This window comes from Halomonas sp. G15, assembly GCF_021282295.1.
GTDB classification, from domain to species: domain Bacteria; phylum Pseudomonadota; class Gammaproteobacteria; order Pseudomonadales; family Halomonadaceae; genus Halomonas; species Halomonas alimentaria.
The window spans coordinates 1-21,311 of record NZ_JAJSPA010000038.1 but is presented as its reverse complement, the minus strand read 5'-3'; the positions used below and the strand labels follow the sequence as shown (position 1 = coordinate 21,311).

At 66.8% G+C, this 21,311-nt stretch carries 22 protein-coding genes; 14 read left to right on the top strand and 8 right to left on the bottom strand.

Features of this window, described 5'->3' with window-relative positions; translation table 11 throughout:
- The first annotated feature begins 156 nt into the window (after positions 1-156).
- Positions 157-2,097, top strand: a complete 1,941-nt coding sequence (locus tag LWH48_RS14850; RefSeq protein WP_232913146.1) for an alkaline phosphatase D family protein — start codon at positions 157-159, stop codon at positions 2,095-2,097.
- Here LWH48_RS14850 and LWH48_RS14845 read toward each other — a convergent pair.
- On the bottom strand, positions 2,082-2,555 hold the full coding sequence (locus LWH48_RS14845) for a phosphatidylglycerophosphatase A family protein (RefSeq protein WP_232913145.1): 474 nt from the start codon (positions 2,553-2,555) through the stop codon (positions 2,082-2,084). The two genes, LWH48_RS14850 and LWH48_RS14845, sit on opposite strands and share 16 nt — an antisense overlap.
- Positions 2,555-3,298, bottom strand: coding sequence for a tellurite resistance TerB family protein (locus tag LWH48_RS14840; protein WP_232913144.1), 744 nt, complete (start codon positions 3,296-3,298; stop codon positions 2,555-2,557). Before LWH48_RS14840 ends, LWH48_RS14845 begins: the two co-directional genes overlap by 1 nt.
- A 181-nt stretch (positions 3,299-3,479) precedes the next feature.
- Here LWH48_RS14840 and LWH48_RS14835 point away from each other — a divergent pair, with 181 nt between their 5' ends.
- From LWH48_RS14835 to LWH48_RS14805, 7 genes are all read left to right on the top strand, one after another.
- Entirely contained in the window at positions 3,480-4,727 is a 1,248-nt protein-coding gene (locus LWH48_RS14835) for a threonine ammonia-lyase (protein WP_232913143.1), read from the top strand.
- An 89-nt stretch (positions 4,728-4,816) separates the two neighbouring features.
- Positions 4,817-6,550, top strand: coding sequence for an isocitrate/isopropylmalate family dehydrogenase (locus tag LWH48_RS14830; RefSeq protein WP_232913142.1), 1,734 nt, complete (start codon positions 4,817-4,819; stop codon positions 6,548-6,550).
- Positions 6,551-6,677: 127 nt separating this feature from the next.
- On the top strand, positions 6,678-6,920 hold the full coding sequence (locus LWH48_RS14825; protein ID WP_161431366.1) for a hypothetical protein: 243 nt from the start codon (positions 6,678-6,680) through the stop codon (positions 6,918-6,920).
- 42 nt (positions 6,921-6,962) lie between these two features.
- Positions 6,963-7,277 (top strand): monooxygenase, encoded by a 315-nt coding sequence (locus tag LWH48_RS14820; protein ID WP_232913141.1) that lies wholly within the window; start codon positions 6,963-6,965, stop codon positions 7,275-7,277.
- A gap of 309 nt (positions 7,278-7,586) precedes the next feature.
- Positions 7,587-8,702 carry a glycine cleavage system aminomethyltransferase GcvT gene (gene gcvT / locus LWH48_RS14815; RefSeq protein ID WP_232913140.1) on the top strand — a complete coding sequence of 372 codons (1,116 nt, stop codon included), beginning with the start codon at positions 7,587-7,589 and terminating at the stop codon, positions 8,700-8,702.
- A 207-nt stretch (positions 8,703-8,909) separates the two neighbouring features.
- Complete coding sequence (sstT, locus tag LWH48_RS14810) at positions 8,910-10,148, top strand: serine/threonine transporter SstT (protein WP_232913139.1); 1,239 nt, start codon at positions 8,910-8,912, stop codon at positions 10,146-10,148.
- A gap of 37 nt (positions 10,149-10,185) precedes the next feature.
- A complete protein-coding gene (locus LWH48_RS14805; protein WP_161431362.1) occupies positions 10,186-11,565 on the top strand; it encodes an L-serine ammonia-lyase in 1,380 nt (459 codons plus the stop codon).
- A 65-nt stretch (positions 11,566-11,630) separates the two neighbouring features.
- Here LWH48_RS14805 and LWH48_RS14800 read toward each other — a convergent pair whose 3' ends face one another.
- Together LWH48_RS14800 and LWH48_RS14795 are read right to left on the bottom strand one after the other, a co-directional pair.
- The gene (locus LWH48_RS14800; protein ID WP_232913138.1) at positions 11,631-12,314 is read right to left on the bottom strand and encodes a cupin domain-containing protein; all 684 of its coding nucleotides are present in this window, start codon (positions 12,312-12,314) and stop codon (positions 11,631-11,633) included.
- Positions 12,315-12,383: 69 nt separating this feature from the next.
- On the bottom strand, positions 12,384-12,944 hold the full coding sequence (locus LWH48_RS14795) for a cysteine hydrolase family protein (protein ID WP_232913137.1): 561 nt from the start codon (positions 12,942-12,944) through the stop codon (positions 12,384-12,386).
- Between the two features lie 77 nt (positions 12,945-13,021).
- On the opposite strand from LWH48_RS14795, the gene LWH48_RS14790 reads away from it, so the two are divergent.
- The 6 genes from LWH48_RS14790 to LWH48_RS14765 all read left to right on the top strand — a co-directional run bounded on the left by LWH48_RS14790 (position 13,022) and on the right by LWH48_RS14765 (position 17,709).
- Positions 13,022-13,993, top strand: a complete 972-nt coding sequence (locus tag LWH48_RS14790; RefSeq protein WP_232913136.1) for a GlxA family transcriptional regulator — start codon at positions 13,022-13,024, stop codon at positions 13,991-13,993.
- Positions 13,994-14,259: 266 nt separating this feature from the next.
- The gene (locus LWH48_RS14785; RefSeq protein ID WP_232913135.1) at positions 14,260-14,499 is read left to right on the top strand and encodes a hypothetical protein; all 240 of its coding nucleotides are present in this window, start codon (positions 14,260-14,262) and stop codon (positions 14,497-14,499) included.
- Positions 14,500-14,509: 10 nt separating this feature from the next.
- Complete coding sequence (locus LWH48_RS14780) at positions 14,510-15,217, top strand: AzlC family ABC transporter permease (protein ID WP_161431360.1); 708 nt, start codon at positions 14,510-14,512, stop codon at positions 15,215-15,217.
- Complete coding sequence (locus LWH48_RS14775) at positions 15,214-15,534, top strand: AzlD family protein (RefSeq protein ID WP_161431359.1); 321 nt, start codon at positions 15,214-15,216, stop codon at positions 15,532-15,534. The genes LWH48_RS14780 and LWH48_RS14775 overlap by 4 nt, the downstream gene beginning before the upstream one ends.
- Positions 15,535-15,628: 94 nt before the next feature.
- Complete coding sequence (gene chrA, locus LWH48_RS14770) at positions 15,629-16,843, top strand: chromate efflux transporter (protein WP_232913134.1); 1,215 nt, start codon at positions 15,629-15,631, stop codon at positions 16,841-16,843.
- A 68-nt stretch (positions 16,844-16,911) separates the two neighbouring features.
- Entirely contained in the window at positions 16,912-17,709 is a 798-nt protein-coding gene (locus tag LWH48_RS14765; protein WP_232913133.1) for a ribonuclease H family protein, read from the top strand.
- 35 nt (positions 17,710-17,744) lie between these two features.
- On the opposite strand, the gene LWH48_RS14760 is transcribed toward LWH48_RS14765, so the two are convergent.
- The 4 genes from LWH48_RS14760 to LWH48_RS14745 form a co-directional block, all read right to left on the bottom strand.
- The gene (locus tag LWH48_RS14760) at positions 17,745-18,167 is read right to left on the bottom strand and encodes a type II toxin-antitoxin system VapC family toxin (RefSeq protein ID WP_232913132.1); all 423 of its coding nucleotides are present in this window, start codon (positions 18,165-18,167) and stop codon (positions 17,745-17,747) included.
- A complete protein-coding gene (locus LWH48_RS14755; RefSeq protein ID WP_232913131.1) occupies positions 18,164-18,406 on the bottom strand; it encodes a FitA-like ribbon-helix-helix domain-containing protein in 243 nt (80 codons plus the stop codon). Before LWH48_RS14755 ends, LWH48_RS14760 begins: the two co-directional genes overlap by 4 nt.
- Before the next feature lie 118 nt (positions 18,407-18,524).
- Complete coding sequence (locus LWH48_RS14750) at positions 18,525-18,803, bottom strand: hypothetical protein (protein ID WP_232913130.1); 279 nt, start codon at positions 18,801-18,803, stop codon at positions 18,525-18,527.
- 438 nt (positions 18,804-19,241) lie between these two features.
- Positions 19,242-21,173 (bottom strand): esterase/lipase family protein, encoded by a 1,932-nt coding sequence (locus LWH48_RS14745; protein ID WP_232913129.1) that lies wholly within the window; start codon positions 21,171-21,173, stop codon positions 19,242-19,244.
- Positions 21,174-21,311 lie beyond the last annotated feature (138 nt).

The following is a 21,311-nucleotide window of genomic DNA, read 5'->3' as shown; positions in this document are numbered from 1 at the left end:
ATCTGAATCTCCAATGTAGGCGATTCCCCACACCGCGCCAGTGAGCGTCTCAACGCGACGCTTGCCGGGGTGCGCCGCATCGGCGAGGGTGGAACCTCGGCCCCGCGCGCCTGTCGGTGACGGGGTGCCCCAAGGAAACCGCAGACGATCTCGCCCATGGACGACGCTACCCTCCCCGCTGTGCTCGCCGGCCCGCTGCTGCGCCGCCTGGCACCCGACCGCCTGGTGCTGTGGCTGGCGGCGAGCCGCCCCCTCGCGCTGACCCTCGCCCTCACCCCAGCCGGCGAGGGGACGCGACGGCTGTCCCTGAACGACCACTGCCGGCGGGTGCCGGTGGGCCGCCACGCCTGGCTGCATCTGATCGACCTGCCGCTGGCGACGCCGCTGCCGACCGACACCCTGATCGCCTACGACCTGCGCCTGCGCGACACTGAGCGCCACCACGAGGGCGAAGACGAGCGCGGCATCGCCGACTGGGGCGACCACCTGCTCGACGCCGAGGGCGAGCTGCCCGCCTTCGTGCTGGCCGGCCGCCACCATCGGCTGCTGCACGGCTCCTGCCGCAAGCCCCACCACGACGGCGGCGACGGCCTGGTGCGCGCCGAGGCGTGGCTGGCCGAGCACCGCGAGGTTCCCGAGGAGCGCCCCGCCTGGCTGCTGATGACCGGCGACCAGATCTACGCCGACGATGTCGCCGGCCCCATGCTGGTGGCCATCCACGCCCTGATCCGCCGCCTTGGGCTGTTCGACGAGTCGCTGGAGGGCGCCGTGGTGGCCGACAGCCGGGCGCTGCATGGCGAGGCCGCCCATTACTACGCGCGGGAATCGCTGCTGCCCGACGTGAAGAGCAGCGAGAACCTGCGCGAGCGCTTCTTCGGCGGGGTGCGCAAGCCGGTGTTCACCTCGGCCAACGCCCACAACCACCTGGCCACCTTCGCCGAGATGGTGGCCATGTACCTGCTGGTGTGGTCGCCCACGCCCTGGGAACTGATCGAGGTGGCAACGCCCGCGCTGGATGACAAGCACGCCGCGCTGTTCACCGAGCAGCACGCGGTGATCGAGCGCTTCGTGGCCGGCCTGCCGGCCGCCGCGCGGCTGCTGGCGCGGCTACCGACCCTGATGATCTTCGACGACCACGACATCACCGACGACTGGAATCTCACCGCCGACTGGGAGCGCACCGCCTACGGCCACCCCTTCTCGCGGCGCATCATCGGCAACGCCCTGCTCGGCTACCTGCTCTTCCAGGGCTGGGGCAATGCCCCCGAGCACCTGGCCGAGCCGCTGGATGAGTGCGCCCGGCTGCTGCAGGACGCCATGGCGAACGACGGCTGGCTCGACGGCGATGCCCTGGATGCCGTGATCCGGCGCCTGCTGCGCTTCGAGGGCTGGGAGTACCAGATCCCGGGAGACCCGCCGCTGGTGGTGCTCGACACCCGCACCCGGCGCTGGCGCAGCGAACGCAGCCCGAAGCGCCCCTCGGGGCTGATGGACTGGGAGGCGCTGAGCGAGTTTCAGCAGGCCCTGCTCCACCACCGCTCGGTGATCATCGTCTCGCCGGCGCCGATGTTCGGGGTCAAGCTGATCGAGGTGGTGCAGAAGATCTTCACCCTGGCCGGCAGGCCGCTGCTGGTGGACGCCGAGAACTGGATGGCTCACCGCGGCGCGGCCAGCGTGCTGCTCAACATCTTTCGCCACTCACGCACCCCGGGGAACTACGTCATCCTCTCCGGCGACGTGCACTACTCCTTCGCCTACGACATCCAAATCCGCCAGCGCCGCCACGGGCCGCGGCTGTGGCAGATCACCTCCAGCGGCATCAAGAACGCCTTCCCCGACACCCTGCTCGACTGGTTCGATCGCCTGAACCGCTGGCTCTACGCGCCCTGGTCACCGCTCAACTGGTTCACCAAGCGCCGCCGCCTGGCCATCACACCCCGCGACCCCGACCGCGCCAAAGCCGGCGAGCGGCTCTGGAACGGCAGCGGGATCGGCCTGGTCGACTTCGACACCCAGGGCCGCCCCCACGCGATTCGCCAGCTCGACGCCCGGGGCTTCGATGTCAGCTTCCCGCCGGCGGCTCAGGACGACGCCTGACGCCGGCGCCACAGGATGAGGCCGCCCGCCATCACCAGCCAGGTCATGGCCGCAGCGATGACGTCGTCGAGCACGATGCCGGCACCGCCCGGCACCGCCTCGGCCAGACTCACCGGCGGCGGCTTGGTGGCGTCGACTACCCGGTAGACCACGAAGGCAGAGGCCATCGCCCAGGGCTGGCGGGCTGCCGCCTGGCCCAGCACCGCCACCGGGAAGGCGACGATCTCGTCGAGCACGATGCGGCCATCATCCTTGCCGCCCAGTTCCTGCTCGACCAGGTGACACACAGGCACCGCGGCGAGCAGCAGTACCAGCGTCACCGCGATCTGTACCCGCCGGGTGCGGCCCAGCAGCCACCAGGCCAGCGGCAGCCCAAGCAGCGACCCGACGGTACCCGAGGCCCAGGGCGAGAGCCCCAGGCCGAAGCCGGTGGCCAGCGCCATCAAGGGCTCGACCATCAACCGGCCTCCCGGGCCTGGTACTCCAGTTCGGCGGTGACCTCGCCGGGCAGCGCCAGGGCACGGCCCAGCTGGTCGAGCCAGGCGCGCTCCATGGCGTTCTGCTCGTCGACCACCGCCACGCTGATCAGGTACATCTCGCGGGCGGCCTGGGGCGAATCGACCTGGGCCGCCAGGGCCTCGGCATCCAGCGGCGCCTGGAGCTGACGCTCCACCCAGGCGTGCAGTTCGCGGTCCGCGCCCAGGGCGTCGATCTGGCCGGCGATCAGCTCACGCTCCTGGTCATCGATATGGCCGTCGGCGCGGGCCGCCATGATCATCGCCTGCAGCAGCTCCAGGCTGCGCTGCTCGCGGGCCTGCCCGGCCAGCCGCTCCACCGGCTCGCCCTCGGCGGGCGATTCGCCCTGCTGCCCACCGGCACCGCCGCGGGAGTTCTGCCACGCCTTCCAGGCCAGCATCCCCACCCCGGCGATGGCGCCATACTTGAGGGCCTTGCCACCCAGCTTGCGGCCGCGCTTGGAGCCCACCAGCATTCCCAGGGCGCCGCCACCCAGCAGGCTCTTGACGTCGAATCCTGAGCCACCGCCCTGGCCGGACCTGGCCTCGCCACCGCCCAGCTGGCGGGAGAGGCCATCGAGCATGCCCTTGATATCCAGGCCGGAACCGCCCTGGCCGCTCGACCCACTGCCGGACTGGCCGCCGGCCTGCTGCATCAACTGTTCCAGTATCTTGCTGGCGTTCATCGCGCTCTCCTCGTGTTCACATGCCCGGATAAAAGGTGTGCCTGGATGGACTCTATCCCAGGCGACAGGGTTTCGACATGCGTTTCAACTCGCATCGCGGCATGCGTTGCGGCGCCCATTTCGACATCAACTTCACGACGACGCATCATGAAAGCTAGCCCAGAACCGGAGACGCCCCGCCATGAGTGTGACCCTCGACGACATCCGCACCGCCGCCGAGCAGATCCGGGGTAGTGTGGAGCGCACCCCCTGCCTGCACTCCCACACCCTGTCGCGGATCGCCGGCTGCGAGCTCTTCATCAAGTTCGAGAACCACCAGTTCACCGCCGCCTTCAAGGAGCGCGGGGCGCTGAACCACCTGCTCACCCTCACCCCGGAGGAGCGGGAACGCGGCGTCATCGCCATGTCCGCCGGCAACCACGCCCAGGCGGTGGCCTACCACGCCGCCCGATTGGGCATCCGCGCCACCATCGTCATGCCTCGCCATACCCCCAACCTCAAGGTGCACAACACCCGCCGACTCGGCGCGGAGGTACATCTCGAGGGCGAGGGCGTCGCAGAGGCCGGCGAGTACGCCCACCGCCTCGCCGCCGAGCGCAACCTGGTCTTCGTGCACCCCTATGACGACGAGCGCATCATCGCCGGTCAGGGCACCATCGCCCTGGAGATGCTCGAGGACGCCCCGGATCTCGATGCCCTGGTGATCCCCATCGGCGGCGGCGGGCTGATCAGCGGCAACGCCATCGCCGCCACCGAGCTCAAGCCCGGCATCGAGATCGTGGGCGTGCAGACCAGGCGCTTCCCCGCCATGCAGCAGGCCCTCGCCGGTGAGGAGATCCACTGCGGGCTGGCCACCCTCGCCGAGGGCATCGCGGTCAAGCAGCCCGGCAAGCTGACCCTGCCCATCGTGCGCGAGCGGGTGAGTGATATCGTGCTGGTGGACGAGCCCGAGATCGAGCGCGCCATCCTGCTGCTGCTGGAGATCGAGAAGAGTGTGGCGGAAGGCGCCGGGGCCGCGGGCCTCGCCGCGGTGCTGGCCGACCCCGAACGCTACCGCGGGCGCAAGGTGGGCCTGATCCTGTGCGGCGGCAACATCGACATGCTGGCGCTCTCCTCGGTGATCCAGCGCGGCCTGGTCCGCAGCGGGCGCATCGTGCGCGTGCGCGTGGCGATCCCCGACGTACCCGGCGCCCTGGCCGAGCTGACGCGGCAGCTCGCCGAACAGCACGCCAACGTCATCCATATCGCCCACCACCGCACCTTCACCGACCTCTCGTTGCGTGCCACCGAAGTGGAGGCCACCCTGGAAACCCTGGGCAGCGAGCACACCCGGGAGGTGATCGAGGCGCTGCGCCGGGATGGCTACGACCCGGTGCTGCCCGCCAACGAAGTGCACCCTGACGAACGCTGGGCCGGCAGCGAGGGGTGAGCGGCCTTACCCCTTGGGGGCATGGCGCCCTTGAGCCTTCCGGCGTACCCTATGCGCACTTTCCAGCGCGCAGCAGAAGAGACGAGGCGATGAGCAGCAAGATCACAGTCGACGCCCCACTGGTCATCCTCCACGGTGACGAGATGGCCCAGGTAGCCTTCGAGAAGATTCTCGATACCTTCGTGACCTCCCGGCTGGAGATCCCGCTGGTCGAGATCGACCTCTCCGCCGAGAATCGCCTGGTCACCAACGGCCAGGTAGTGGTCGATGCCGTGGAGGCGCTCAAGCGCCACGGCGTGGGCATCAAGAACGCCGGCATGACGGTCAATCGCGCCCAGCTCGGCGAGCTGCTCGCCAAGCACCCCGACCTCGACGGCACCAAGCTGCACCCGCTGGCCACCAAGTCGCCCAACGGCGCCATCCGCAAGGGTATCGGCGGCAACATCACCCGCGAGGACATCCAGTTCCGCAACCTCAAGGTCAAGCGCCCCGAGTGGGTCGACCGCGACATCGTCGTCGACACCATGGAGGTCGGCGGCATCAAGGAGAGCTTCAACGAGCTCTCCCGCGCCACCGGCATCGTCAAGCTGATGTTCGTGGGGGCCAGCGGCGACCCGGTGGAGCTGCACCGCCGCGAGGTCAAGAAGGGCGATCCCTGGCTGCTCGCCACCAACGACCTGGAAGACGTCAAGGCCTGGGCCCACCGCTTCTTCCAGCGCGCCATCGACGAGAAGCGCGACATCTACCTGGGCCTCAAGGACACCGTGATCTCCGGCTACGACGGGGTGATGCGCGCCGCCATCGAGGGAATCTACGACCAGCACTACCGCGAGCAGGTCGAGGCCCTCGGCCTTGCCTACTTCTACGAGCTGATCGACGCCCAGGCCGCACGCCTTGTCTCCAACCCGCCCGAGCGCGCGCTGTGGGGTGTGCCGGACAACACCACCGGGCGCAAGCTCTTCAAGCTGGTGGAGCAGCTCAAGCAATACGGTATTCCCGACCGCAAGGCCCAGGTCTCTATCTCGCGCATGAGCGCCGGCGGCGGCGACCAGTACGGCAGCTTCAACGCCCCTGCCGAGGAGGACGGCATCCTCAAGGTCATCGTTGACGGCGAGGAGAAGCACGCCCGCCACGTCAGGAAGGGTGACCCCATCCTGCTGATGTCCAATGACCATGAGGCGATCAAGGATTGGGTGCTGCAGGTGTTCCGTGACGCCTCGCGCAAGAGCAAGGAGGTCTACTTCGGCCTCAAGCGCGAGGTCATGGAGTACGACGAGGTGTTCAGCACCGTGATCACCGACGTGCGCCGCGAGCTCGCCGAGGCCGACACCTCGCCCCCCTCCTTCATGATCATGCGGCCCTCCAGCCAGCTCATCAAGATGATCACCGACCCGCCGCGCAACGCCCTCTACCCGGCGCAGAACCTGGACGGCGACATCTTCTCGGACATCTCCGCCGCGCTCGGCGGCAGCCTGGCCACCGCCAGCTCGATCATCGAGAGCAAGGACGGCACCATGCTGTTCGAGGCACCCCACGGCACCGCCCACGACCTCTACCTGAAGTATCTGGAGAGCGACGGCAAGGAGGCCCACTTCAACTCCTCCGCCCTGCTCTACGCCGTGGCCAACGCCCTGGAGACCCTGGGAGAACGCGAGGAGAATCCCGCCCTGGTCGACTACGCCCACCGCCTCAAGGCGGCGCTGATCGACACCGTGGACGCCGGCATCATCACCGGCGACCTCAAGGGCAAGACCAACGCCCCGGAGAGCGAGACCCTGGTCGACATGCAGGGCTTCCTGGACGCCGTGGCCAGCCGCCTCTGAGCGTCACCCAGTCGCCTTCGACATCAACGGGGCCTGCCTTTGCGCAGGCCCCGCGTCGTTCGGCCACTCGCCTCGCGGGCCGAAAATGCCGATACTGACGGCCACCCTACCAGCCGGAGCCAACCCCATGAGCGAACACGAACGCACCATCATGGCCTTCGACGATCAGGGCCGCGAGGTGATGATCGACATCCAGGTCAGCGTGAAGGAGCTCGGTGAACTGACCCATGCCGGCCCGGTGAGCGGCGGTCCCGCCCTGCGCACCCGCGAGGGACACCCGGTCAGCTACCTGGGCGGCGGCGAATTCTCGGTCACCCTGCCCGGCGAGGAGGAGTCGATCTTCCGCACCGACGACCCCGACTTCGCCTGAGCCCAGCCACACATCCTCACCACCCGACCACAGGAGGCCCCCATGGCCGTAATTCTACAGGTGCACTTTCCCTTCGATGGCCCCTTCGGCGAGGCAATGGTCGAGGCCATGACGCCGCTGGCCCGCTCCATCAACGACGAGCCCGGCCTGCTGTGGAAGATCTGGACCGAGGATCCCGCGGGCAAGCGGGCCGGCGGTGTCTACCTCTTCGCCACCCGCGAAGAGGCTGAGGACTATTGCCGGATGCACACCGGCCGCCTGGAGGGTATGGGCGTGACCGGCATCGAGGCCCAGATCCTCGAGGCCAACGAGGCGCTCTCGGCCATCAACGGCGGGCCGCTCGCTCTGACTCAGTGACTCACCGACCGCTCGTCAATGGAAACGGCTCAAGAGCGCACTGTTTCCAATAGGAAAACCTGAGTGTCGTGACGCCACCCTCTCGAGCGGCGTCACGATGCTCGCCCCCCGCCACGCAAAGCCCTTCAATCTCCCCGCCGATACCAGGAAGCGATCGTCTCTCCCGCGGCGCTCCATCATGGCAACGGCAATTCTTGATGACACCCATTGTTTCCAATAGGAAACATCGTCTACTCTAGGCGCTATGCTGTCCGGTTGCCGCTATCCTTGAGGCACGCCGCTTCGTTTTCCCTGTTATCGGAGGCCCCCATGAGCGAGCTGAAGCGTACCCCTCTTTATGACCTGCACGTCGAGCTCGGCGCCAAGCTGGTGCCGTTCGCCGGCTACGAGATGCCGGTGCAATACCCGCTGGGCGTGAAGAAGGAGCATGAGCACACGCGCACAGCCTGCGGGCTGTTCGACGTCTCGCACATGGGACAGCTGCTGCTGCGCGGCCCCTCCCCGGCCGAGGCACTGGAGACCCTGGTGCCGGCGGATATCGTCGGCCTGGCCGAGGGCATGCAGCGCTACGCCATCTTCACCAACGAGGCGGGTGGCATCCTCGACGACCTGATGGTGGTCAACGCCGGCGACCACCTCTACCTGGTGGTCAACGCCGCCTGCCGGGACCAGGACATCGCCCACCTGCGCGCCAACCTGCCGGCCGGCCACGAGATCGAGGAGCTCGATCGCGGCCTGATCGCAATCCAGGGTCCGCAGACCGCCGAGATGATGAAGCGGCTGTGCCCGGAAGCCACCGAGATGGTCTTCATGCAGCATGGCCACTTCGAGATCGACGGTATTCCGGTGTGGGTCAGCCGCAGCGGCTATACCGGCGAGGACGGCTTCGAGATCTCGGTGGCCGCCGAGCAGACCGAGGCCCTGACACGCCGCCTGCTGGCGGAGCCGGAGGTCGAGGCGATCGGCCTGGGTGCCCGTGACTCCCTGCGCCTGGAGGCCGGCCTGTGCCTCTACGGGCACGATATCGATACCACCACCCTGCCGGTGGAGGCCGGGCTGATCTGGGCCATCGGCAAGCCCCGCCGCAATGGCGGCGAGCGCCCCGGCGGCTTCCCGGGTGCCGAGGCGATCCTCCACCAGGTCGAAGCCAAGGACCACACCCGCAAGCGTGTCGGCCTGCTCGGCGAGGGTCGCGCCCCGGTGCGCGAAGGTGCCCCGCTGCTCGACGCCGAAGGCAACACCATCGGTGCGGTGACCTCCGGCGGCTTCGGCCCCAGCGTGGGCAAGCCGGTAGCCATGGGCTACGTGACCATAGCCAACGCCGAGCTGGGCACCACCGTCTACGCCGAGGTGCGCGGCAAGCACCTGCCGATGACCGTCAGCAAGACCCCCTTCGTCGCACCGGGCTACTACCGGGGGAAATGATCGTCCGGCAACTGACTGCCGCAAGTCGCCGACCACCGAGGGCTGCCGCTGTTGCGTGAGGCAGCCGCCGCGGGCACATTTCGCCCGCGACAACGCAAGACTGGCCCCCTGGCGCTACCTCGCCACGGGGCCTGCAAGGCCAGGGCCGCCTGATCCGGCCCGATCACACAATAATTCTGCCAGCACCCAACCACCGAGAGATCCTCGATGACTTCCACGCTCAATACCCTCTTCGGCCCGCTGCTGCGTCTGAGCCTGATCACCCAGATCGCCATCGGCATTGCCTGCGGCATCCTGCTCGCCGTCGTGTCGCCCGACCTCGCCGCCTCGTTCTCGCTGCTCGGCGAGCTGTTCGTCTCCGCCCTCAAGGCCGTGGCCCCGATCCTGGTGTTCGTGCTGGTGGCCGCGGCCATCGCCGGGCACCGCCAGGGGCAGCCCACCCATATCCGCGGCGTGCTGATCCTCTACGTGATCGGCACCCTGGTGGCGGCACTGGTCGCCGTAGTGGCGAGCTTCACCTTCCCCACCACCCTGACGCTGGACATGCCCGAGGTCAGTGGCAACCCGCCGGGCGGCATCATCGAGATCCTGCGCAACCTGCTGCTCAATGCCGTTGCCAACCCGGTCACCGCGCTGATGGAGGCCAACTTCATCGCCATCCTGGCCTGGGCCATCGGCCTCGGCCTGATGCTGCGCCACGCCGGCGAAGCTACCCGCGGCACGCTCAACGACCTCTCCGAGGCGATCTCCGGCATCGTGCGCGTAGTCATCCGCTTCGCCCCGCTGGGCATCTTCGGTCTGGTCGCCAATACCCTGGCGGAAGCAGGACTGGGCGCGTTGCTCGAGTATGGCCGGCTGCTCGGTGTGATCGTCGGCTGCATGCTGTTCGTGGCGCTGGTCACCAATCCGCTGATCGTCTTCTCGCAGACGCGCCGGAACCCCTATCCGCTGGTCTTCGCCTGCCTGCGCGGCAGCGCCATCACCGCCTTCTTCACGCGCAGCTCGGCGGCCAATATCCCGGTCAACATGGCGCTGTGCGAGAGGCTCGACCTCGACCCCGACACCTACGCCATCTCCATCCCGCTGGGCGCCACCATCAACATGGCAGGCGCGGCGATCACCATCTCGGTGATCACCCTGGCCGCCGCCAACACCCTGGGTATCCCGGTGGACTTCCCCACCGCCCTGCTGCTGTGCGTGGTCTCCGCGCTGGCCGCCTGCGGCGTCTCGGGGGTGGCCGGCGGCTCGCTGCTGCTGATCCCCATGGCTGCCAGCCTGTTCGGCATCTCCACTGACGTGGCCATGCAGGTGGTGGCGATCGGCTTCGTGATCAGCGTGGTCCAGGACTCCACCGAGACGGCGCTCAACTCCTCCACCGACGTACTGTTCACCGCGGCCGCCTGCCGCGCCGCCGAAGGGCGGCAGGCGCGAGCCGAGGCGCAGTAGCACCGAGTCGCCAAGACAACAAAAGAGGTTCACGACCATGTCCATCAGCGTCTTCGACCTGTTCAAGATCGGCGTGGGGCCCTCGAGCTCCCACACCGTGGGCCCGATGCGGGCCGCCTACGACTTCGTCGGCGAACTCAAGGAGCGCGACCTACTGACCCGCGTGGCAAGGGTCGAGGTAGAGCTCTTCGGCTCGCTCTCCGCCACCGGCATCGGCCATGGCACCGACCACGCCGTGATCATGGGGCTGATGGGCGAGCGTCCGGACCGCATCGATCCCGACATCATCGCTCCCTCCATCGAGGAGCTGCAGGAGGCCCAGGCGCTGCGTCTGGATGGCCGCCACAGCGTGCCCTTCATCTGGGCTCGCGACATGCAGTTGCTCGAGGAGAGCCTGCCCCACCACCCCAACGCCATGCGCCTGATCGCCCACGGCCATAGCGAGGAGCTTCACCGCAACACCTACTACTCGGTGGGCGGCGGCTTCGTCATCGACGAGGCCCAGGCCGCCGCCGGCTCCCTGGATGCGGACACGACCCAGCTGCCCTACGACTTCAACAGCGCTGAGGAACTGCTGCGGCTGTGTCACGAGCACGACCTGCGCATCAGCGAGCTGATGCTGGAGAACGAGAAGGCCTGGCGCAGCGAAGAGGAGATCCGTGAGGGCCTCGCCAGCATCTGGCGCGCCATGCAGGCCTGCGTCAAGAAGGGCATGGAGGCCGAGGGCATCCTGCCTGGCGGGCTCAACGTCAAGCGCCGCGCCAAGACCCTCTATCGACACATGCTGGCCAGCAAGGACGATCATTCGCTGATCGCCTCCACGATGTCGGCCATGGACTGGGTCAACCTCTACGCCCTGGCGGTCAACGAGGAGAACGCCGCCGGCGGGCGTATGGTCACCGCGCCCACCAACGGCGCCGCGGGTATCATTCCGGCGGTACTGCAGTACTACATGCAGTTCCAGACCGGGGCCAACGAGCGCGACGTGGTGAACTTCCTGCTCACCGCCGGCGCGGTAGGCATCCTGTGCAAGAAGAACGCCTCCATCTCCGGTGCCGAAGTGGGCTGCCAGGGCGAGGTGGGCTCCGCCTGTGCCATGGCCGCCGCCGGTCTCACCGAGGTGATGGGCGGCACCATCGACCAGGTGGAGAACGCCGCCGAGATCGGCCTGGAACACAACCTGGGGCTGACCTGTGACCCAGTGGGCGGCCTCGTCCAGGTGCCCTGCATCGAGCGCAACGCCATCGCCTCGGTGAAGGCGATCAACGCCGCCCAGATGGCGCTGCGCGGCGACGGTGAGCACTTCATCTCGCTGGACAAGGTGATCCGTACCATGCGCGACACCGGCGCCGACATGCAGGCGAAGTACAAGGAGACCTCGACGGGCGGGCTGGCCGTGAACGCCATCGAGTGCTGAGCCGATGCTCGCCACTCGAGCGGAAGTGCAGAAGGGCCGCCCCGAAAGGGGCGGCCCTTCTTCAATCAGGCATCGACAGTCAAGGGCGCCAGATGATCCCGCTTGAGATAGCAGGTGACGCCGTCCGCGCCGGCGAGAAGGCGCGGCGTGTCGCCGACGGGCAGGCGCAGCCAGCTCCCCTTGCTAAGGGTCTGGCCCGGGGCCTCGCCGTCGAGGCTGAGCTCGCCGTCCAGAACCAGCAGCTCTAAGCCCCGGGTCGCCTCGAGCGGTAGCGCCTGCCCCGCCGCCAGGCGCTCCAGGCAGACCCGCTCGGCGGCGGACTCGAACAGCGGGCAGGTCTCGCGCCCCTCCCCCTGGCGATGCCAGGCGGCGGGGTCGTTTGTGTCGACGCGGACGTGATGGTCGTCCTCCGGCGGAATCTGCCACAGCTTGACGAAGATGGTGGCGCCCGGCTCGCTGGAGGGTCGATGCGCGGAGCCCGGCGGGTTGCGCACATACCAGCCTGCCGGGAAGTCACCGCTCTCGTCGGAGAAGGTGCCGGAGAGCACCAGGATCTCCTCGCCGCCGGGGTGCTCATGGGGCGGGAAGTGGGAGCCCTGGGCGTAGCGCACCAGGCTGGTGGCGCGGGCCTTCTCGGCCCCCACCCGGTCGAGCATCACCCGCTCGACGCCGCCCTGGGGCGAGGCCACCCACTCGTGATGCTCCGGCGTGACAACGGCACGCCGGGTGAAGTCCGCATTGATACGCATGGTCACTCCTGGAAAGCGGAAGTTGGAAGAATGATCCCCCATGATGGTGGATTACGCCCCCAGGCAAGGCTATGAGTGCTGCTTGATCCACTCGGCGGTGTTGGTGACCTCGGCGTAGGCGAACGCCAGCCCGGCCATGAAGGACGCATGCACCTGGGCCGCCGGCACCGTCTCGCCGTTGAACGTCTGGTCGTGGGTGGCGCAGGCATCCTGCAGCACCGTGACCTGGTAGCCGAGATCCGAGGCGGCACGGGTGGCGGCGTCGATGCACATATGGCTCATGGCGCCCACCACCACCAGCTTCTCGATGCCCTGCGCCTGCAGGTGCTCGTGCAGGTCGGTGCCGAGGAAGGCGTTGACGCTGTGCTTGAGGACCACCGACTCGTTGCCCGATTCCCGCGGCGCCATGGTGGCGTGAATGCGCGCCCCCTCACTGCCCGGCGCAAAGAAGGGCGCCTCGGCGGAGGGAAATTCGTGGCGGATATGCACCACCGGCAGCGAGCGCTCACGGAAGTGCCCGAGCACGGCGGCGGCCTGCTCGGCAGCCGGTTCGATGCCCACCAGAGGCCACTTGCCGTCGGGGAAGTAGTCGTTCTGCAGGTCGACGATCATCAGGGCGGTATCGCTCATCGGGGAGTTCTCCTTGGAGGATGGAGCCTGCATCATGACAGGCATCGCCCACCCGGTCGGGTGGCAGGAGTGACATAATGCAGGCAAGAAGTGACATCGCACCCCGCCAGGTCCGGATCGTGATCCTGCCACTGCCCGGCAGCGCTCGCTCGGCGGCTTATGGCCTGCAGGATATGTTCGGCAGTGCCAACCGCCTGCTCCAGGAGATGCAGGCGGCCCCCGAGGTGCACTTCACGGTGGAGGTGCTCCCGGCGCTGCCCGCGTCGGAATCTGAGGTGGTGCAGCCTGCCATCGTTATCGTGCCGCCCATCCTGGAGGGTGATGCCTACCTCAAGCCGCAGCCGGAACTCTGCCAGGCCCTGCGTGCCTGGCACGCCGCCGGCGCGGTGATCTGCTCCGCCTGTGCCGGCGCATTCCTGCTCGCCCAGGCCGGGCTGCTCGAGGGCCGGCGGGTCACCACCCACTGGCAGCTCGAAGAGAAATTTCGCACCCACTACCCCCACCTCACCCTGGATACCGATGCCCTGCTGATCACGGAGTCGGACCTGGTGACGGCGGGCGGCGTGATGGCCTGGGTGGACCTCGGCCTGCACCTGGTCGCACGTCATGTGCCACCCTCGGTAGTGCAGGCCCTGGGGCGCTTCCTGGTGATCGATACCGGCGAGCGCCAGCAGCGCTACTACCGCAGCTTCAGGCCCGCGATGGACCATGGCGACCGCGCAATCCTGCGCCTGCAACACCACCTGCAGGCACGCTTCACCGAGCGTCACCCCATCGCCGAGATGGCCGCCATCGCCGGCCTGGGCGAACGCACCCTGATGCGTCGCTTCCGCCAGGCCACCGGGTTTGGCCCCGGTGAGTACCTGCAGCAGCTGAGGCTGCAGCGCGCCCGGGAACTGCTCGAGAACCGCCGAGACACTGTGGAGCAGGTCGCCCTGGCGGTGGGCTACGAGGACACCAGCGCCTTTCGCAAGATGTTCCTCAAGCACACCGGCCTGACGCCGGGCCAGCATCGCGCCCGCTTCGCCACCCGGCCCGAAGGCGTTTGACATCGCCCCGGCGACGCCGTACCGTAAAACCAGCGCCGATTTGAATCCCAGCTTGCGGGCGCTCTACAAATCCAGCTAAAGCGACGCCAAGAGCCCGCTTTAGCATCTGCAAAGCGGGTTTTGTGTATCTGGCCCTCGGGTCACCGCCGATTTAAGCACCAACTTGCGGGCGGGATAGAAATGCAGCTAAAGCGGCGTACGGCTCCTCTCCCCTGGGTCGGCGCTTGCCGAACCACGACCTCCAGACAGGGGAAAAGGAGACCGACATGAGCCATCTGGCCCAGACCACCAGCGACCAACGCCAAGGTTCCACCACGCTCGCCCGCCTCGCCGCGCTCGACCTGACCCAGGACGATATCGTGCGCCCGGAGCTGCGTGACGACGCCATCCTCGCTGGCCGCTCACGGCGTACCAACCGTCCACGGCCAGGCCAACTTGATTCCGGCCGCCAGGGATGGCGAACTGATAACAACACAATATCAACAAGCCCGGACGACTGGGCGTAGAGGAGCCCCCATGACACGCAAGGAAGCTAGCCCCTACCGCCTGGACCGGGCGCTGGTGTGGGAGGGATTCAAGGCCCTGCTGCCGCTCTCGCTGTTCGTCATCGTCTTTGGCGTTGCCTTCGGCCTGGCGGCAACCCAGGCCAGGCTCGGCGACCTGGAGATCGTGCTGATGAGCACCCTGGTCTTCGCCGGAGCCTCGCAGTTCGCCGCCCTGGAGTTGTGGGGGCCACAGGTGCCCTTCTTCACCCTGCTGGTAACGGTGTTTGCCATCAATGCACGCCATCTGCTGATGGGCGCCACCCTCTACCCCTGGCTCGAATCGCTCTCGCCAGCCCGGCGCTACGGCATCATGCTGGTCGCGTCCGACGCCAACTGGGCCATGGCCATGCAGGCCTTCGGCCGTGGCCGACCGGGACTGGGGTTGCTGCTGGGCGGCGGGATCGCGCTGTGGGGCTTCTGGGTGCTGGGTACCTGGCTGGGCCTTAACGTCGGTGGAGCAGTGCAGGACCCCGCAAGCCTCGGGCTCGACATGGTGATGGGCTGTTTCCTGCTGGCCATGGTGGTGGGCGGCGAGAAGAACCTGCGCATGCTGCTGATCTGGACGGTGGCCGCCGGCGCCTCGCTGCTCGCCTTCTACTACCTGCCGGAGAACAGCCATGTGGTGGTGGGCGCCATCGCCGGCGGCCTGGTGGGCCTGGCCTGGGGGAAGCGCGAATGAGCCTCGAAACGGGCGGCATGGGGGCACTTTTCGTCATCCTGGCCATGGCGCTGGTAACCCTGGCGACGCGCTGGGGCGGCGTCTTCGTGATGTCCTTCGTGCCCATCGGCTACCGGGTGCGGCAGTTCATCCACGCCATGTCCGGCTCAGTGCTGGTAGCACTGCTTGCGCCCCTGGCGGTGACCGGCGACACCGGCGCCCGCCTGGCGCTGCTCACTACCGCCGTGATCATGCTGACGCTCAAGAAGCCGCTGCCGGCCATCGCCGGCGGCATCCTGGTCGCGGCGCTGTGCCGCCAGTTCCTGCCGGGGACATGATCTCCCGCCCCCTTCGCACCCAGCGTGCCGTCACGCTATCGTCACTCCTCACCCGCACCCTGGCAGGCTTGCCACCTGGTTGAAGGAGCATCTCATGAACGACCACCAGGCCCCTTCGGGCCGTATTCACGAGGTCTTCCGCGCCTTCCTGCTGCTGGGCCTGACCTCCTTCGGCGGCCCCATCGCCCACCTCGGCTACTTCCGCAGCGAGTTCGTGGAGCGCCGCCGCTGGTTGACCGAGCAGGCCTACGCCGACCTGGTGGCGCTGTGCCAGTTCCTGCCCGGCCCCGCCAGCAGCCAGGTGGGCTTCGCCCTGGGGCTGATGCGCGGCGGCCCCTGGGGGGCGCTCGCGGCGTGGACGGCCTTCACCCTCCCCTCGGCGATCTTGCTGGTGCTCTTCGCCCTGGGCGCCGCCGCCTTCGATGGCCCCATCGGCCAGGGCCTGATCCACGGCCTCAAGGTCACCGCCGTAGCCATCGTCGCCCATGCGGTGTGGGGCATGGCACGCAACCTCTGCCCCGACCGGCGCCGTGCCGGTATCGCGCTCGCCGCGGTGTTCACCGTCGTACTGGTGAGCGGTCCGCTGGGCCAGGTGGCGGCCATCGTGGTCGGCGCCGTGGCCGGCATGCTGCTCTGCCGCACCCACGCCGAGGCCGAAGCGCATCCCCTGACGCTGCCCATTTCGCACCGAACCGGCCACGTGGCGGGGCTTGCCTTTATCGTGCTGCTGGTCGGCTTGCCACTGCTGGCCTGGGTCACGCCCTCCATGACGCTGGCGGTAATGGATGCCTTCTACCGTGCCGGCGCCCTGGTGTTCGGCGGTGGCCACGTGGTGCTGCCACTGCTCGAGGCCGAGGTGGTGCAATCCGGCTGGGTAAGTGCCGACGACTTCCTGGCCGGCTACGGTGCCGCCCAGGCGATCTCCGGGCCGTTGTTCACCTTTGCCGCCTACTTGGGTTCAGTGATAGGGGGCTCGGTAATGTCACCGCTGGGTGGCGGCCTGGTAGTCGCCGCCTTGGCGCTGGTGATGATCTTCCTGCCGGGCATGCTGCTGCTGGTAGCGGTACTCCCCCATTGGAACCGCTTCCGCCGTTGGGACAGCGCCCAGGCGCTGATGCGCGGCGCCAACGCCGCCGTGGTGGGCATCCTCGGTGCCGCGCTCTACCAGCCGGTGTGGACCAGCGCCATCCTCGGCCCTCGGGAGTTCGCCCTGGCGCTCACCGGCTTCCTGCTGCTCGGCGTATGGAAGCTCCCCGCCTGGGCGGTAGTTGCCCTGCTGGCGGGCGGCGGGGTGCTGATCTCGGTTTGAGGCAAGCCCGGCCGTGAAGGGGCGAGTCATGTATCATGGCGGGCCGAATTATTGCCAAGGAGCAGGTCATGGCAGCCAGCAAGGGCCCCAAGTTCTACGTCGTCTGGGTAGGCCGGCAGACCGGCATCTTCACCTCTTGGGAGGAGTGCAGCCGCCAGGTGAAGGGCTACCCCAAGGCGCGCTTCAAGTCCTTCCCCTCCCGGGAAGCGGCCGAAGCGGCCTTCTCGAAGGGCCCGGGCGGGAGCGCACCCGCCAGGCAGGGAGAGGCCGCAGGCACGCCCGCGAAACGACCGGCACGCCGCAAGGCACCCACGCCATCGGGCACCTCTTCCGCCCCTGACAAGACCTACGATACGGAGATCTACTGCGACGGTGCCTGTGAGCCCAACCCCGGCGATGCTGGTTCAGGCATGGTGATCTACCGTGACGGCAAGCTCGCCGAGCTCTGGTATGGCCTCTACAACCCCGCGGGCACCAACAACACGGCGGAGTTGAACGCCTTGCGCCAGGCCCTGCTGGTCGCCCAGGAGGAGATCGCCCGGGGAGCCTCTGTGCGGATCCACTGCGACTCCACCTACACCATCAATGCCATCACCAAGTGGGCCGGCGGCTGGAAGAAGCGCGGCTGGAAAAAGGCCGATGGCCAGCCAATCAAGAATCCCGAGATCATCCAGCCCACCTACGCTCTCTACGAAAGCCTGAAGTCGAAGGTGACCATCGCCCATGTCAAGGGGCATGCCGGGGTGGAGGGCAACGAACTGGCCGACCGCATGGCGATGTATGGCGCCGACCGGAAGGAGCGCGATTTCGTTCGCTACCCGGGCGACTACACCGTCGCGGATATCCTCAAGTTGCGAAGGGGCTGACGCCGGGGAGTCCAGGGAGTCGTCGTACTCCCCGATTACGCCTGTTGCCAAGGGTCGATCAGCTGGACACCCAGGGACTCGAAGTCCTTGGTATTGCGCGTGGCAAGCACCGCCTGGTGGCAGAGGCAGATCGCCCCGATCTGGGCATCCGGCATCTGTACCGTCCTGCCCATTCGTTCACTCACGGTGACGCACTCGGCATAGCAAACCGCCGCCTCGGCATCGAAGGGAAGAATACGGCCGGCAAAGTCCTCCTCGAACATGGCGGCAGCAGCGGACGCCAAGGCGCGCCTGCGATGCCCTTCCGGCAAGCGCTGGATGCCGTAGAGGATCTCGGCAACGGTAATCGCCGTGATGGACACAAACGAAGCCTCTTGAGCGTCCAGCCAAGCGACCACGCGCGGCTCGGGAGAAGGGCGCATCAGCTCGGAGAGCACATTGGTGTCCAGTACGATCACTCTTCAAACTCCGCCGCCCGTGGGCGCTGCTGGCGGCTCGGTACTTCCAGCTCAACCCCGCCCTCTTCGGCAAAGCGCTGCCGGATTCGGCTGCCTAATCCCTGCTGAGGTGTTGTCGCCAGCGCACGGCGCAGGATCAAGCGCACCTCTTCTTCCATGGAGTGCCCATGGCGCGCCGCCGACAGCCGGAGCTCGGCCTTCAGCGCATCATCCAGGTTACGAATCGTGATGCTGGCCATGCCGGTTCTCCTGAATCATCATCATGCTATCAATGATAGCAAACCAGGCCAGAAGTTCATTACGCCATCGCGAGGGTGGGACAGGTTCCCCATTCTCCAGGCGCACGGGAGCGGAAGCTCAGGCGACCAGGCCGTTCCTGCGCAGCGCCGCCATCACCTTGGTGGCCAGCTTCTCCAGTCGCTTGAGGTCGCCGAAGCGCGGCATCTCGCCCTCCTCCAGGCGGCCCTCCCACTCCTCGAGCTCGGTATCGAGGAACTCCAGCAGCTTCTTCGAGCAGCCCCGGCAGGGGCCTCGACACAGGCTCGACCCGGGTGTGGCGAAGGGAACGCGGGTACGGATCTCACGAATCAGAGCGTGCATGGCGGTGCCGGGATCGGGGCGCGTCGGGCGAGGCATGGGGAAGGTCTCCTCTGACAGGGCATGTGCCGGACCTGCGGCACGGTGGAACTACACCAGCGGCATCGCAGGCCGTGGCGCTGTGTCAGGGGAGGCAAGCGGGATTCTTGTAGTCGTGGTGCGTCAGCCGGAGCGCCGCATCCCATGGGATGGATCGCTCGGAAGGTAGATAGCTTGCTAATAGCAATTCTACTCTGCCAAGGACGTCGCGGCCATGGGGGTGGGCTGACTGGTGTTCTTGAAATGCAGCGATGGTGGGCCCAGCTGGACTCGAACCAGCGACCAAGGGATTATGAGTTCGCCTATGAAGGAATAAACCCTTGTTAGTTACAGGAAATTAACCGCAACAGAGCGAAAGGTACAATTCTTCAATATCAGCAGCTTAGCGAAAGCTGAAGATACCACACCAAACTGAGATGTGTACCGCTAGTGTACCGATCAGTGAAGGCGTTCCTTCCGTTTGGTCATGTCGTCTTTGAGAATGCGCTGGATCTCCAGTACCGCGGCCGCGCTCTGTTGCACGCTGTGCCCTGAAACAATGACTTTCTCGGACTGTGCACCGGGAAGGTGGGCGCTGTGGTAAGGCACAAGGCCGTCATCGGAATCCTCGATCGGCACGTCGGCATTGGCCTTTGCTACGATCGAGTGATAGCGCACCTGAGCAGAAATAGGAAAGTTCGCCGCCGTGCGCACGAAAGGATCATTTTCATCGAGGTTGTCGATGCTATTGGGAATATTTCCTAGGCTTTCAGGGCTGCTGGCCGCCGCATCGGGTACCAGTGTGTGGGCGAGCTCTTCGAGCACCGTAACAGGAAATCGAATGAATCCCGCCATCCATCGCCCCAGGGGTTTTCCCGCGATCGACGTGCCCCGGTGCGGTGCTGCAATAAAGATGGCGCGGCTGACATGCGGAAAAGGCTCGAAACGCAACATCGGATCTATGCGTTCGATCTGCTTTGGCGTTAGCCGACCGCGATCTCTGGCCAGCTGCACCAGCGACTGATCGGTTGATGACACCATCAACCGCGCGATAACGCCGCCCATGCTATGCCCTATCAGCACCAGGTCGGATGATGCTGGTGCCTGGCCGGAAGGATCGAAGTGGGCCAGCGTATCCTCGAGCGCCTTGCGAATCGCCGCGTGGTTTAAGGCGATCGGCATGTTGGTCGGGTAGTAGACCTGCCATATCTGGTAATGCTGGCGCAGGTTTTCATCGCCCTGGATTTCGTTGGCGAGCTCCACCCAGGCTTCCGGACTGCTGGCCAATCCATGCAGCATGACGATGATCCGTCTGTTCGGATCGTAGGGTTGCATCAGGTAGACGTGCGGGCGGTCGATGCCACCCTCTCGCCCAAGCAGGCTGCGTAACGACTGGCGATTGAAGTTAGCACGGGCCAGCCATAAGCCGTAGCCGGCCGTGAAATTGGCTGCCAGCGGCACACGTTGGCCGTGCAGCATGATAGCCGATTCCTCATAGGGATCATGCACCGTCAAGCGAGCGGTACGGGTATGCAGCACGCTGTCCAAGTCGTCTCCGTCAGGGTGCAGTAGAACCGTCATAGGCGACGAGGACATCTCGCTCCAGGGCAGAGGGTGCTGACTGTGCTTGGCCGATGGACTCCCCTCCCGGGTAGGGGCAGAAGTCAAGGGGGCATCCGGCATGACAGCCACCAGTTCGGCTCCGAAACCGTCGCGCCGGTAGAGGCTGCGCATTCCGCGGAAAGACAGGGATGAGGCTGGCAGGAGTTCGTCGGGAACCGCCGTACTGCCCGGCAAGCGCTCACCGCGCATATCCAACTGTAGCTCCCAACCTGCAATATCCCAGCGGGGTTGCGCTGGCAACTGCGTAGGCATTTGATGCAGAACTTCCAACATCGTGGAGGCGGCACGTTCGACCGCATAGTTATACCAATCCCGTACTTGTGTCTGGCGATCCTCGAAGGCTCGCTCACCCGGGGTATGGTCGCCGTGGAAGAGGTAGGCATAGGCATAACGGACCGTCTCAAGCCAGGCGGCTTGTTGTTCGGGGCCAGACTCCATGGCCTGTGCCAGCCATAATTCGGACAGAGCAGCCAGGCGTCTATCCGTGGCAACCCCCGTCACGGCAGCCAGGGCTTCGGTGCACGCCGAGGAGACCGGTTTTTCGCATGCCTGCTCATCCAATGCTGCCACCCTGATCGTCTGGGCAGTCACATCGCTGAGCTTGCCGCGTGTCAGAATGTCGCCGCGCTTGAGTTCGATAGCCTCCCTGGCAGTCAGGGTATGAACTTCAACCACTGGGCCGAACTCGCGCACTATCGAGCAGCCCCCCAGCAGAAGCGGTGCAATGGCGGCCCATGCCACGAGACGAAAAGCCTGCGGGAACCTCATGGATGCACCTCCCCCCAGTGTCAGGATGACTGTCGTGCCCTCTGATACCCTGTTCCTATAAATCGATCAGGGGGCGAAAGGAGACACTCATGCCTCGTTACTCAGAGGAGCGCCGGCAAGCCGTGGTCACCAAGCTGC